The following is a 13869-nucleotide window of genomic DNA, read 5'->3' as shown; positions in this document are numbered from 1 at the left end:
GGAATGAAAAGGTTTCTTCGTGCGGCGATCGTGCCCGCCTGACCGTTGAGCGTGCTGTCCTCGATCAGGCGGTCGTGCAGGGTTGGCCGTTGAGGGTGAAGCTGGTCGGTGCCGAGTTCGTGCCCGTGTGGGTGCCGTTGAAGCCGATGTTCACCGAGCCGTTCGACGGGATCGGCTGGTTACCCGACGCGGACACGTTTCCGCTGCCGGCTCCTTGCGTCCAGTTGGCGTTCCAGCCGGCCGTCACCCGCTGCCCGGCGGCATAGCTGAAGGCCAACGTCCATCCACTTGGGATGGTCGAGGTGGTCAGGTTGGTGATGGTGATGCTGGCGGTGAATCCGTTGGAGCCCGTTCCCCAGTCGTTGGCCGTGTAGGCCACCCGGCAGGTGGTGACCGGACAGGGTGGTGCGGTGCTGAATGCGATGGCGGCCGTCGCCGTGGACAGGTTGTCCGCGCCGTCCCGGGCCCGCACGTACACCTGGTAGGCGGTGCTCGCGGTGAGCCCGGTCAGCGTGATCGAGTTGGTGGTGGTCTGGCCGATCAGCGGGTCCGCCGCGCCCTGTTCGCGGTAGACGTTGTACCCGGCCAGCCCACTCCCGCCGGTGTCGGTCGCCGGTGGCCAGGAGATCGTCGCGGTGCTGCAGGTGATCGTCCCGACCACCGGGCTGCCCGGCGTGGTCGGCGGGGTGGTGTCGTCCACCGGGGGTGTCCCCCCGCCCGGCGGGTTGCCCCAGATCCGGGTGCTGCCGGCGAACAGCTCCATGTTCTGCACGGTCACCGGAGTGGCGCCCGGGGTCTTGGCCACGTCCTGGTAGGACCAGTCGTTGGTCGGGTCCCAGGTGGCCGAGCTGGCGATCCGGAACTGGATCTCCCTGCGGTGCTCGGACTGTCCGGCCGGGATGATGTTCTGCCCGGCGCAGTTGATCGTGACGTAGTAGACGTTTCCGGAGAACTGCGTTGGTCCGGTCGGCGCCGCGCACTGGCTGAACGCGGTGGACAGGGTGATCTGGCTCGGCGTGGTGGTCCCGTCCAGCGTGAAGTAGTACCGGAACGAGCCGTTGGTCAGCGCCCGCGCCGGCCACGCCGACCGGTTGAAGATCATGGTCTTGATCTCGGTGAAGTTGCTGCCGGCCGCGTTCACCGATGCCTGCAGGAAGATCTCCGGGCCGTCCGGCGGCTCGGCCACCGGGAAGTTGGCCAGCGGGGTGCCGCCGAACTCGGCGTACATCCGGGCCAGCGCGCCGGTGAAGGCGGCGTTGTAGTCGGTGGCCACCTCGTTCATCACGAAGTCCTGCCGGCTGTCGGTGTAGGCGTCGTTCGGATCCGGTGGCCCGCCGACCAGCGCGCCGTAGAGCACGTGCCGGCTGGCGACCGGTTCGGCGATGTTGTTCGACCACGAGCCGTGCGCACCGCGATGGTGCGGGTTGCGCGGCGGGTTGGCCCCGAACCCGACCAGGTAGGAGGCGTTGCGCGGGTTCTCGCCGAGCGTGTAGTTGATCTGGCGCACGGCGAAGTCGTGGTAGCGCGCCTTGCGGGTCGCGTCGGTCAGCCAGTCGCTGTAGACGAACGCGGCGAACGCGGTGTTCGCCGCGTAGCGCAGCGATCCCCACCGGTCCAGCACCGCCTGGCCGCCCGGCGAGTAGCGCACCCGCTGACCGTTGACGCCGACCGTCCAGAAGTCCAGCCAGCGGTTGGCGTCGTCGACGTACTTCTGGTTTCCGGTGATCCGGGCCAGCAGGATGTAGGTGCCGAACGACTTGTCGTCCCAGGCGATCGTCCACTTGTACGGGCGGAATCCGGTGCCCTGCTCGGTGGGCAGCCGGTCGTACTCGGCCTCCGCCTTGGTCAGGTAGGCCTGCTCGCCGGTGGCCCGGTACAGCCAGGCGGCACCCCAGACCAGCTCGTCCTGGAAACCGCTCCACGAGTTGTAGAACCCGGAGGCGTCGGTGATGCACTCGGAGTACTTGCGCCGCACGGTGTCGGCGAACGTGTAGAGCTGCCGGGCGTGCGACAGCAACGTGTTGGCATAGCCGGAATCGGTGCTGCGGAACACCATCGAGGAGGCGGCCATGGCCGCGGCGGTCTCCCCGGCGAGGTCCGAGCCGCCACAGCTGGCGTCGATCCGGAACGCCGGCCGGGTCATCCCCATGGCCTCCGGCGGACCCCAGAACGCGTGGTCCTGTCCCCCGTTGCCGACCTGTCCATAGAGGACATTGGCCGACGGGTGTGCCTTGATGAAGTAGTCGTTGACGAACCGCAGGTTGTTCAGCAGGTGGGTCAGTTGGCCGGACTGGCTGTACGCGGACCGGTACTCGATCGCACCCCAGGCCAGCATGGTGGCCGACGCGGCCATCGGGAAGCCGAACTTGACGTGGTCACCGGCGTCGAACCAGCCGCCGGTGAGGTCGGCGCCGGTACCCGAACCGTCGGTCATGGCCGAGTTTCCCCGCCAGTTGACCCGGTTCCACGCCGGTTTCGGACCGGACTGCTGTGCCTCGTAGAACCACAGCGACTTCTGGAGTGCTTCGGCGTAGTTGAACACCGCGGCGTGTGCCGGCGGCGCCGTCGGCGCCACCAGCACGACACCCAGTGCGACACCGAGCGCGGTCAGCATCGCTCGAACACGCATGTCCAGGTCCCTTCGCGTCATTGGGAAGGGGGGCGGGGCCCGCGCGGCGGGTTGGTGCAGCGGACCCCGCCTCCCGGGATCAGGACGGGAACAGCCGGGCGAAGTCGTTCATCGCCATCGCGATGTCGGCCTGCGCCCAGAACCGGTGGTAACGGAAGGTGGGCACCGCGCCGCCGTTGAGGTACGTCTGCACCTGCGACCAGGCCGGGTCTTGGCGGTACCAGGATCGGAGGCCGATGAACGTGGAACTGGCGTTGATCGGGTCTCCGTTCGCCATCGTCCCGGTGAAGCCACTCGGGATGAAGACCGGGTCGTCGAACCGGTTGTAGTCGGTCCGCGGCTCGACCGTGGTGATACCCCTTGTGCCCTGGTTCGGGGTCGCCCACATCGCGTCGAGCAGGTTCTTGGCCATGTCACGGGATGCGGTGTCGCCGGAGCGCGCCGCGTAGTACATCAGCGTCTTGGCCAGGGCCGCGGTCACACCCACGTCCTGTCCCCGCTCCAGCACCGAGACGTGCAGGCCGGCGTTGGCACCCGGAGTGGTCGGGTTCCAGGTGTCCGGCGCCCCGGACCAGCCCAGCTTGCTCGGCACCTGCCAGGTCCCGGCCGCCGCGTTCACGGTGGTGTTGGCCCTGGCCCATGCGGTCCACTTGTCCAGGACGGTCTTCGCCGTCGCGTTGCCGGTCACGTTGTAGTACTCCGCGACCCGCTCCATCGACCAGACCTGCATGCCGAACCACTCGTTGCTCGGCGGGTCGTGGTAGACGGGATCGACGTCGTAGAACATCCCGTAGAAGGTCGGCAGCCCGGCCGGCGGCGTGGCGTACCGGCCGGCCCAGCTGTTGGTCGCGCCACCGGCGATGCCGCCCTCCGCGGACTGCAGCCACCGGTAGAACTCGACCTGCCGGGTCAGGCTCTGCGACCAGTCGGTCACCGCGGACGGCGACACCGGGCGCAGGGCGGGCACGCTCGACAGCGCGAAGGCCGCGAGCGGGTTCTGGTAACCGAAGTGCGCCTGAGACGAGCCGATCCGCCAGGCCCAGCCGCCGTCCAGCGCGCCACCCCATGCGTAGTACCAGGTGAGCAGTCCGGTGGAGCTGTTCTTGCCGCTGCCGGCCGGGCAGGTGGTCGGGCCGACGCAGTTGCCGACCTGCTTGAAGTACTTGTCGTAGAACGAGTACCGCAGGTAGTCACCCATCTTGGCGGCCTTGGTCATGATCGGTGCCACGGCGGCCGCCTGGCCCTGCTCGGTCGCCCAGACATTGGCCCAGTAGGCCGCCTGGACGGCACGCGCGTCGGCGTCCGGCGCGTTGGTGTAGCGCCACTGCCGCGCGTAGGACGAGTCCTGGATGTACAGCGGGAGGAACCCGTTCGGGCCACCCTGGCCGCTGTTGAACGGTTCCCAGGACGGCTGCGGGACGGTCTCCCACACCGACTCCTGCGGGCCACGCTGGAAGGTGTTGATGTAGGACGGGCTGCCGGTGCGGTCGCCACGGCGGCCGTAGCCGTACCGGTTGTCCACGTCGAGCAGCCAGTGCATGCCGTAGATGTCCCGGGTGCCGTACGCGCTCTGCAGCTCGTTGGCCAGCGGGTCCGGACCGGTGGCGACGTTGGCGTCCAGCGGTGACGGGTACTGGTTGGGCAGGTCGAACTCCGGGGCGAAGGTCGCCGTGTCGTTCGGGTTGTAGGCCGCGTTGCTCGGCTGGTCGGTTGCGGTGGGGATGATGTGCGTCTCCATCGACGTCCAGGCCGTGTTCAACCGGGTCCAGTCCCGGGTCGCCTGGCCGTACTGCGCCTCGAGCCAGATCCAGTAGCTGTACGCCTCGGACGTGGTCACGTGGCCGTAGTCCGGCGCCTCGACGATCAGCGTCTCCACCGAGTGGTACGGGATCGGCGGGTTGTGGCTGCTGAAGTAGCCGTTGGCCGGAGCCTTGATCTTGTTGTACAGCTCCATGAACCGCTGGGTGTAGACCGACTGGTCGTTGTCCGCCTCGGTCGCCGCGATGGTGGCCGCGGTGTGGCCGGTGGCGGTCGCGGTGAACGTGGCCGTGCCGTTGGCGTTGTCGGCGTCCTCGGCGGCGGCCAGGGTCACGTTCTGCGGCGTGTTCCAGGTGGTCTGGTTGAAGGTGAGCGCGGCACCGGCGGACACGGTCAGGTTGGTGTCACCGGAGGTGCGCGCGGTGTTCACCGTGACCGAGCCGGTCGGCTGCTGGGACAGCCGGACGGCCACCGGTGCGGTGCTGCCCTCCGGCACGTTGATCGCCGCCGGGGCGACCACGACCGACGGGCCGGTGTTCGGGGTGACGGTCACGTCGACCGGCGCGGAGTTGGTGAACGCGCCTGCGTTGTCGATCGCGCGGGCCACCAGGACGTAGTTGCCGGCCGCGACGTTCTGCCAGCTGCCGGTGTAGGGGCTGGTGGTGTCGGTGGCGATCAGGGTGTTGCCGGCGTAGAACTCGACCTGGGTGACGCTGCCGTCCGAGTCGGCCGCGGTGGCGGCCAGCGCGATGTTCGAACCGGCGGTGAACGTGGAGCCGGTGGTCGGAGCCGTCATCGTCGAGGTCGGCGCGGTGTTCGCGCCGCCGCAGGTGACGCCGTTGACCGCGAAGCTGGTCGGCGCGGTGTTGGCGGTGCCGGTGAACGTTCCGTTGAAGCCGATGTCGGTGGACTGGTTGGCGGCCAGGTTGCGGTTCCAGTCCAGGCTGGTGGCGGTCACGTTGGCGCTGCCGGCGGCCTGGCTCCAGGTGGCGTTCCAGCCCTGGGCCACCCGCTGGTTGCCGGGGAAGGTGAAGCTCAGCGTCCAGCCGGTGAGCGGGTCGCCGAGGTTGGTCAGCCGCAGGCCCGCGGTGAAACCGCCACCGCCACCCCAGTTGCTGGCGCTGTAGTTGACCGAGCAGGCGATCGCCTGTGGCGAGATGTCCGAAGCTGTCGCGACAGGGGCTGCCGCAAGCAGCAAGGCCAGGGTTACGCTTGGGAGCGCTCCCAGCCTGTGGTGTCGTCTCATGTAGTGCTCCAGGTGGTCATGCCGCGTCCGGGTGGCCGCATGGGCGGTGCGAGACATTCTGGGAGCGCTCCCAGAATTCCGTAAACAAGTTGTTACCAGGTCATCACCTGAGGTGTCAATGTTTCACCAGAGCCAACCCGCCTGATGTGGCACATTGACAGCTTGATCAGCCGGCATGGGATTGACATGCACATGTAACCCTCTAGATCCTGGGAGCGCTCCCAATCGCTTTCGGTAACTGAGAGGAGACGGTGGGCGCATGAGAGCACTCCACAGGATGGGGGCCATCGGCACGATCGCGACCCTCACCAGCACACTTCTGGTGGTGCTGCCCGGACCGACGGCATGGGCACACGGCGCGTCGACCTTCCCCATGTCGCGCACCTACGCGTGCTTCGTGGACGGGTTGGCCGGCGGAAACGGGGGGAACCTGAACCCCACCAACGCCGCCTGTGCCAACGCCTGGCAGCAGGGTGACAGCTTCCCGTTCTGGAACTGGTTCGGGAACCTGATCAGCAACGCCGGCGGCCGGCATCAAGAGATCATCCCGGACGGCAACCTGTGCGGGCCGCAGGAGTCGTTCGCCAAGTTCCGCATGGCGCGGCAGGACTGGCCGACGACCGCCCTACTACCGGGGGCGAACATCACCTTCCGGTGGAACGCATGGGCTCCACACCCCGGCACGTTCACGTCGTGGGTGACCAAGGACGGGTGGAACCCCGATGCGCCACTGAAGTGGTCGGATCTCGAGGCCACCCCGTTCAACACGGTGACCAACCCGCTGCAGAACGGAAGCGGTCCGCACGGCTCGGAGTACACCTGGCCGGCGACCCTGCCCGCGAACAAGGCCGGCCGGCACATCATCTACTCGATCATGCAACGCTCGGACAGCCCCGAGGCGTTCTACAACTGCTCCGACGTGTGGTTCGGCCCGGGCGCACCGCCGCCCCCGCCGCCGCCACCCCCGCCCCCACCGGCGGACTGCTCGGTGCAGTACGTCCCGGGAACGGCGTGGAACAACGGGTTCCAGGCCGAGGTCCGGGTGACCAACAACGGCACCCAACCGGTGTTCGGCTGGACCGTCCGCTGGACCTTCCCCAACGGGCAGCGGATCAACCAGGGTTGGAACGCAGACATCCGACAGAACGAGGCTGAGGTCACCGCGATCAATATGCAGTGGAACCTCAGAATCAACCCAGGTCAGACCGTGTCCTTCGGCTTCACCGGGTCCCATACCGGAACCAACAACCCACCGACGGACGTCGTCGCCTGCGGCGTCCCCACGGCGGCCACCGTCGTCGCCCCCGAGGCCACCCCGCTGGCCCCGGTGTTCCAACGAATCCGTCAACTCCCCGCCATGATCGCGACCATCGCCGCCGGCCACGACGCCCACGCCGGTCACGACATGCACACCAGTCACGACACCCACGCCGCCCACCTGCACCACGGCGGCTGATCCACCCAACCCGAAGGCCGCCTTCACACCCCGAAGGCGGCCTTCGGCCTACCCAAAGCGTCCAACCCCCGACCCGAACCCCGCCCCCACCCCTCGACCCGAACCCCCCAACGCCCGACCCGACCCCCCACCCCACCCCTCGACCCGAACCCCCGCCCCCAACACCTGAGTTCTCGATTCGGGCAGCCGAGCTCCGGCGTCCAGCACCCGAACTGCCAGTCCGGCACCCACGCGCGGCTCCCGGCTCGGTGACTCGACTGCCCGAGCCGGGAACTCGCGCGCATGAACCGGGCCGCCTTCCCGGCGGGGACCGGGAAGGCGGCCTGGATGGTTACCGCAGTCAGCTATCCCTTACAGCGGCGGGAAGGCGTTCTGCATCAGCTGCGTCAGCTGAGCCGGGAAGAAGTGCCCGGACAGCGGCGCGTCGCCGAGTGCGCCGGACATGTGGTTGTTGTTGCGCGGGTTACCCGTGTAGGTGGGGTCGCACATCCGGTCGAAGCCCTTGCCCTCGTCGTTCGGGATCTCGGTGCTCGATCCGTCCGACTCGCCCGGAGGCTTGATCCAGACGTAGGCGTCGATGCCGCTGGCCGGGGCCGAGCGCGGACGCTCGCCGAGGCCGGCACCACTCTGGTTGCACCAGTTGCCGAGGTGGATCCGGCGGTCGATGCGGGACTGCTCCATGAACGTGATCGGGTCGGTCGACGTGCTCGCCGCGGTGGGCCGGTTCGGGCCGCCCCAACCGTTGCGCGAGGTGTCGATCAGCATGCCGATGTTCGCGTCGAAGCACTGCGAGTCGGCCTGGTTGCGGAACGCCTGCGCGAACGTGAGCTCGTCGACGTACCGGTTGAAGTCGACCCAGCCGCCGGACACCTCGCGCAGCACCCGGCCGCCGACAACGGTGTTGGCGTTGAAGAACGGCTCGGACAGCGCGCTGTAGTTGGCGGTGTTGGCGATGAAGCCCCACACGTCGGCCGGCGTGGCGCCGGAGGCGTTGGCGGCCTGGCACATCAGCTGGACGGTCGGGTTGAAGTTGTCGTCCCAGCCGATCCAGCCGTGGTGCCCGGCGTCGATGTAGTTGTACACGTTGGGCACGTCGCCCAGCCGGTTCAACGCGTAGCCGACACCGTTGACGTAGTTTCCGTTGGCCTTCATCGTGTCGCACTGCGGTGTCTGCGTGTTCCGCGGCGCGACGTTGGTGATCAGGTTCGGCAGCGAGTCGATCTCGATGATCGTCACGATCCGCAGGTTGGCGTACGCCGGCCGGGCCAGGATCGTCGCGATCGGGTCGATGTACTGCGTGCGGTACCGGTCGATCTCGGTCGGGCCGAGCTCACCGTTGGAGGCCAGCGCCGCACAGTCCCGGCCGGGCAGGTTGTAGATCACGACCTGGAACACCAGGCCCTGCGCGCCGTTCGCCGCGTCCTGCTGCACCGCGGCATCGAGGTGCGCGGCCAGGCCGCGGGCACCCGTCGTGCCGTTGATCGCCGCGATCCGGTCCATCCACACACCGGTCGGCTGGTTGGCGATCCGGCTGCCGCCGGCCACGCCGTTCACCCGGGCCGCCCAGTCCGCGTTCACGTACACGCTCGCGCCGGCGTACGGGTTGTTCTGCCGGTTGCCCGGGTTCGGGTTCTGGCTCGTGGTCGTGGTCGTGGTCGTGGTCGACGTCGGCGGGGTGGTGGCGCCGGTGCAGGTGGTGCCGTTCAGCGCGAAGCTCGTCGGCGCCGTGTTCGCCCCGGTGAACGTGCCGTTGAAGCCGATGTCGACGGCCTGCCCGGTGGCCAGGTTGCGGTTCCAGTCCAGGCTCGCCGCGGACACGCTGGCGCTGCCGGCCGCCTGGTTCCAGGTGGCGTTCCAACCCTGGCTGACCCGCTGGTTGCCCGGCCAGGTGAAGGTGAGCGTCCACCCGGCCACCGGATCACCGACGTTGGTGATCCGAACACTGCCGGTGAAGCCGCCACCCCCGCCCCAGTTCGAAGCGGAGTAGTCGACCCGGCATCCGGGTGCGGCCCCGGCCTGGCCGGTGCTCGCCAGCATGAGCGTGGCGGCCGCCACGACGACGGTCGCGCCCGCGGCCGCGGCCGCGCGACCTCGGCGCGCGCCGATCTTGGGTGGTCTGGGGGTGAGCCTCATGGGGATCGTCCTCTTCCTCGACGCCATTGCCGGGCAGCGTTGAGCCGCCCCTTCTGGGAGCGCTCCCAGACCGGGATAGTAACGGGGTTAACACGCCCTGTACAGAGGCTTTGCCGGCTCGAAACACACCGCAATCACGCCGCCGCCGGGCGCTCCGGCACGGCGGATGCGATCACCGCGCCGGCCCTTCAACGATTCCCGCGCACTTAACGGTCCAAACACGGAATGGCGGCCGGCGCATTATCGGAATTGCCCGATGAATGATAATTCCGGCGCGGCCGGCGTCGATTCTATTCGGCCGAGCCGTCGACCTTCTGGCACGTCGGAGCCTTGCCGAACGCGGTGTTCAGTGCCGGATTCGCCTTCAGGTCCTTGGTCGGCCCCTCCACGCCGCCGACCTCGGCCAGGCCGTTGCCGACCTCGGTGAGCGCCTGCTGGAAGCCGGCCGGATCGGTGGTCTCCAACCGCGCCACCCGATTCTTCGCGGAATCGAGCGCGGCCCGCAACTCCGTGATCGTCCGCAGCGCGTCGTCCACCGCGCGCTGCCCGTCGTCGACCGGGGGCGCTCCGGCCTCGCGGATGCCACCGGCCACGGTGTCCAGCGCCTGCGACACCCGGCCGAGATAGTCGGCGAGCACGACCTTGGCACCCTGGGGATCGTTCGGGTCGGTTGCCGGTGGCGAGGCCAGGGTGGCCGCGCCGCGTTCCACGCTGGCGCACACCTGCTCGGCCCAGGCGACGGCCGGAGCGTCCGGATCCTCGTCCGTGCCGCAGCCCACCGCGACAAGGCCGGTGAGCAGGACCGACACGACGAAGGGAAGCACACGGCGCGACATGGTGGCCGACGTTACAAACCGGACCCGGACCCGGCAAGGCCGGCGCCGGGCGGGCCGGCAAAATTGTGTGGACTTTGACAAACAACCGGCCGGACATCCTCCGGTACCGCCAAAACGCGCGCCCACCGCTTTGACAGCCCGGCGGAATCGAACTTATGGTGATCCGCCGCGAGACCCGTACATTCATGGCCAGGTCGCGACGATTCCAGGGAACAATCATGTCAGCCGAATTGGCCGGCACAAAGGACCGGGCGAGCACGTTGTGGGCCGCCCTGCCGCGCGACGCGGTGATCCGGTTCCGGCCGATGGTCGGTCAGCTCACCCGGGAGATGATCCGCGAGATCCAACGGGCCGTTCCGGCCTACGCGCAGCCGCTGACCGGCCGGTTCGGCGCGGTCATGACGATGGGCGTCGAGCAGGCCGTGCTGTCCGTCCTCGACTCCGCCGGCACCGGCCGGCCGCTGGACGAGAGCTGGGCCAACGTGTTCCGCCGGCTCGGCCGGGTGGAGTTCCACGAGGGGCGCAGCCTGGACGCGCTGCAGACCGCCTACCGGGTCGGCGGCCGGGTGGCCTGGCGGCACGTGTCCGCCTGGGCACAGCAGCAACGCCTGCCGGTCGGCCTGTTCAGCATCGCCGCGGAGGCGATCTTCGCCTACGTGGAGGAGATCTCCACGCTGTCCATCAAGGGCTACACGGCCGCCAGGGCCGAGTCCGCCGAGTTGGTCGACCGGCACCGGCGCCGGCTGGTCGAGTTGGTGCTTGCCGAGCCGCCCGCCGCGCACCAGGCGATCGCGAAGCAGGCGACGCTGGCGCACTGGCGGATTCCGGACACCGTGGCCGCGGTCGTGGTCGAGCAGCGCGACGACCAGCACGAGCTGTCCGGCATCGCGCTGCCCGGCGACGTGCTGGCCGATCTGGACGGGCCGGCGCCGTGCCTGATCCTGTCCAACCCGCGGCCACCCGAGCCGCTGCTCGGCGGCGCGTTGGCCGACCGCACCGCCTGCGTCGGCCCCACCGTGCGGCTGGCCGACGCCGCGCAGTCGCTGCGCTGGGCCCGGCGCACGCTGGACCTGGTCCGGCGCGGGATCATCGCCGCCGACGGGCCGGTCTGGAGCCGCGACCACCTGTCCACCCTATGGCTGTCCGCGGACGAGTTCGTGGTCGGCGAGCTGGCCCGGCGGGCGCTCGCCCCGCTGTCCGGGCTGACCGACAAGCAGCGCGCCCGGGTCGGCGAGACCGTGCTCGCCTGGCTGGACACCCGCGGCAGTGCCCCGGAGATCGCCCGCCGGCTCGGCATCCACCCGCAGACCGTGCGGTACCGGATGCGCCAGGTGGACAAGCTGTTCGGCGCCTCGCTCGCCGACCCGGGCGCCCGGCTGGAGCTGGAGATCGCGCTGCGGTCACAACGTCTGAGGTGGCCGGAATTGGAACCCCTTGGCAGCGGGAACGACATCCGGTAAGGAGCGTTTTCGGACAGAAGAGGCATTACAGATACCTGCGCTGACAACAACCGCGCGGCGCACCGGGTTGTCACGGACGGATGATTTTCCGCTCCGGACATCGTCTGCCTGGCACAGAAAACGATGCCGGCCCGGCCAGTCGGGTGACAACTTCGCGCGCCCATCAGCCGTTTGTTTGACACATGATCGGGCCGATTCTATCGTCTGCTGAGCAAAGTCGTTGCCGGCGGATGGTGCGTGAACAGCGTTAGTTGTCACATCGAGGTGGCGGGTCATGGCGACTGAACGAAACGGCGGTACGGCTCGTGTCGCGACCGTCCGGGCCCCGCGCCGACCGCCCGGGCCGACCGTGGCCGGCACCGAGATGGGTGCCGCGGCGCCGATCTGGTCGTCGATCCCCCGCGACCTCGCCGTGCGGCTGCGCCCGATGACCGGCGTCATGGTCCAGGACGCGATCCGGGAGATCCAGCGCAACGTCCCCGCCTACGACCAGCCGCTGCGCGGCAAGTTCCGCGAGGTGCTCGTCGGCGCCGTCGAGATGGCGATCACGAAGTGCTTCGACGACATCTGCGACCCCGACACCGAGCAGACCGACTGGAAGGCGGTGTTCCGGTACAGCGGCAAGGTCGAGTTCATGGAGGGCCGCACCATGGACTCGCTGCAGACCGCGGTGCGGATCGGCGCCCGGGTGGCCTGGCGGCACATCAGCGTGATGGGCCGGCGGATGGGCGTGCCCACCGACCTGCTGTTCACCGTGGCCGACGCGATCTTCGCCTGGGTGGACGAGCTGAGCACGGTGGCCATCGAGGGCTACACCGAGGCCCAGGCGCACGCCTCCGGTGCGCTCGAGCGGCGCCGCAAGCAGTTGCTGAAGCTGATCCTCGCCGAGCCGCCGGCCGGCCGGCAACAGCTGGTCGACCTGGCCGCCACCACCGACTGGACCATGCCGGACCGGGTAGCCGTCGTGGCCCTGGAGTACTTCGACGACCAGCACCACCGGCCGGCCGTCTCGCTGGGTCGGGATGTGCTGGTCGACCTGGAGAGCGGCGAGCCGTGCCTGGTGGTCGCCGACCCGCACCGGTACCTGGGCCGGCTCGAGGAGGCGCTGCACGGCCAGCGCGCCGCGGTCGGTCCGCTGGTGCCGCTCGCGCAGGCCCGCCGCTCGCTCGCCGTCGCCCGTCGCGCCCTCGGCTTCGTGCAGCGCGGCGTGCTCCCGGACGTCGCGGTCACCTGGTGCGACGAGCATCTGTCCACTCTGGCCCTGCTCTCCGACGAGTTCCTGATCGCCCAGCTCACCCAGCGCACCATGGCACCGTTCGAGGGGCTGCGGGTCAAGCAGCGCGAGCGGCTGGCCAGCACCCTGCTCGCCTGGCTGGAGACCCGGGGCGGCGTCAACGAGATGGCCGGCCGGCTGGACATCCACCCGCAGACCGTGCGGTACCGGATGCACCAGATCGAGGAGCTGCTCGGGGACCGCCTCGCCGACCCCGACGAACGGCTCACCATGGAGATCGCCCTGCGCGCCCGGCGGCTGCTCGACCCCTGCCCGGCCGTGCAGCCGGTCACCGAGGACGACGACGAGAAGCCGCTGCGCGACGCGGTCTGAGGTTTCGATCATCCGGACCAGATGAAAAACGCCGCGAGGTGGTCGTGGAACCCACCCCGCGGCGTTGGTCGTTATGTGCCGGTCAGGCCTTGTCGCGCCGGCGCAGCACGAACAGCAGTCCGGCACCGCCGATCAGCAGCAGCGCCCCGATCCCGATCGGCAGCGCGATGCTGGCGCCGGTCTCGGCCAGGTTGGCGTTCACGCCCACGGCCACGGTCGTGGTGGTGGTCGTGGTCTCCTCGGCCGGCGGCTGCTCCTCCTCGGCCGGCGGCTGCTCCTCCGACGGCGGCTGGGTCGCGGTCGAGCTCGACGGCGGCGTCTTCACGCAGGCCTTGACCGTCTTGCTCTCGTCGACCTGGCCGTAGCCGTTGTGCGACGTGACCTTGAACGTCAGCTTGTGCTCGACCGTGGGGTCGAGATCGATCTTCGTCTCCTTGACGGCCGAGCCGAAGTCGTTGCTCGAGGCCAGGACCGTGTCGCCGTCCTTCAACACGAACTTGTTGACCTTGTTCGGGTTCCTCGAGTCGTCGTAGAACTTCAACTCGAACTTCACCCAGGCCGCGGCCGCCGTCTCACCCTTCGCCTCATCGCAGCCGGCCGACCACTTCGGGGTGTGCGCACTGGCAGGCACCGCTAAGGCGACGAGCGCGACCGCGCCGGCGGCGGTGAGTGCGAACGCTCTGCGGGCGAATACGGCCCAGTTACGCGGGGCCGGGGTGGCTGCCATTGATCCTCCGAGCTGGTG

8 protein-coding genes are annotated in these 13869 nt (G+C 69.3%); 3 read left to right on the top strand and 5 right to left on the bottom strand.

Translation table 11 applies throughout. The annotated features are described in order from the left end of the window. Nucleotides 1-64: 64 nt before the first annotated feature. Entirely contained in the window at nt 65-2629 is a 2565-nt protein-coding gene (locus VFV67_RS07670; protein ID WP_326468341.1) for a glycoside hydrolase family 9 protein, read from the bottom strand. Nucleotides 2630-2708: 79 nt separating this feature from the next. Next, nucleotides 2709-5585 (bottom strand): glycoside hydrolase family 48 protein, encoded by a 2877-nt coding sequence (locus VFV67_RS07665; RefSeq protein ID WP_326468339.1) that lies wholly within the window; start codon nt 5583-5585, stop codon nt 2709-2711. 307 nt (nt 5586-5892) lie between these two features. Between VFV67_RS07665 and VFV67_RS07660 the strand changes: the two genes are divergently transcribed. After that, entirely contained in the window at nt 5893-7089 is a 1197-nt protein-coding gene (locus VFV67_RS07660) for a lytic polysaccharide monooxygenase (protein WP_326468337.1), read from the top strand. A 351-nt stretch (nt 7090-7440) separates the two neighbouring features. On the opposite strand, the gene VFV67_RS07655 is transcribed toward VFV67_RS07660, so the two are convergent. Continuing rightward, nucleotides 7441-9222, bottom strand: coding sequence for a glycoside hydrolase family 6 protein (locus VFV67_RS07655; RefSeq protein ID WP_326468335.1), 1782 nt, complete (start codon nt 9220-9222; stop codon nt 7441-7443). A 290-nt stretch (nt 9223-9512) separates the two neighbouring features. Beyond that, nucleotides 9513-10058 carry a hypothetical protein gene (locus VFV67_RS07650; protein WP_326468333.1) on the bottom strand — a complete coding sequence of 182 codons (546 nt, stop codon included), beginning with the start codon at nt 10056-10058 and terminating at the stop codon, nt 9513-9515. Between the two features lie 218 nt (nt 10059-10276). On the opposite strand from VFV67_RS07650, the gene VFV67_RS07645 reads away from it, so the two are divergent. Next, nucleotides 10277-11518, top strand: coding sequence for a helix-turn-helix domain-containing protein (locus tag VFV67_RS07645; RefSeq protein WP_326468331.1), 1242 nt, complete (start codon nt 10277-10279; stop codon nt 11516-11518). Between the two features lie 274 nt (nt 11519-11792). After that, nucleotides 11793-13124: a helix-turn-helix domain-containing protein gene (locus VFV67_RS07640; RefSeq protein WP_326468329.1), complete on the top strand. Its 1332-nt coding sequence runs from the start codon at nt 11793-11795 to the stop codon at nt 13122-13124. An 82-nt stretch (nt 13125-13206) separates the two neighbouring features. Here VFV67_RS07640 and VFV67_RS07635 read toward each other — a convergent pair whose 3' ends face one another. Further along, entirely contained in the window at nt 13207-13851 is a 645-nt protein-coding gene (locus tag VFV67_RS07635; protein WP_326468327.1) for an LPXTG cell wall anchor domain-containing protein, read from the bottom strand. Nucleotides 13852-13869 lie beyond the last annotated feature (18 nt).

The sequence above is a fragment of the Actinophytocola sp. genome, from assembly GCF_035762905.1.
Lineage (GTDB): Bacteria > Actinomycetota > Actinomycetes > Mycobacteriales > Pseudonocardiaceae > DASYTH01.
This window is presented reverse-complemented; position numbering and strand designations above follow the sequence as displayed.

Excerpts from the sequence above, each read along its gene's own strand:
- VFV67_RS07645 (WP_326468331.1), top strand. The coding sequence starts at position 10,277 with ATGTCAGCCGAATTGGCCGGCACAAAGGACCGGGCGAGCACGTTGTGG.
- VFV67_RS07640 (WP_326468329.1), top strand. The coding sequence starts at position 11,793 with ATGGCGACTGAACGAAACGGCGGTACGGCTCGTGTCGCGACCGTCCGG.
- VFV67_RS07635 (WP_326468327.1), bottom strand. The coding sequence starts at position 13,851 with ATGGCAGCCACCCCGGCCCCGCGTAACTGGGCCGTATTCGCCCGCAGA.
- VFV67_RS07650 (WP_326468333.1), bottom strand. The coding sequence starts at position 10,058 with ATGTCGCGCCGTGTGCTTCCCTTCGTCGTGTCGGTCCTGCTCACCGGC.
- VFV67_RS07660 (WP_326468337.1), top strand. The coding sequence starts at position 5,893 with ATGAGAGCACTCCACAGGATGGGGGCCATCGGCACGATCGCGACCCTC.
- VFV67_RS07655 (WP_326468335.1), bottom strand. The coding sequence starts at position 9,222 with ATGAGGCTCACCCCCAGACCACCCAAGATCGGCGCGCGCCGAGGTCGC.
- VFV67_RS07670 (WP_326468341.1), bottom strand. The coding sequence starts at position 2,629 with ATGCGTGTTCGAGCGATGCTGACCGCGCTCGGTGTCGCACTGGGTGTC.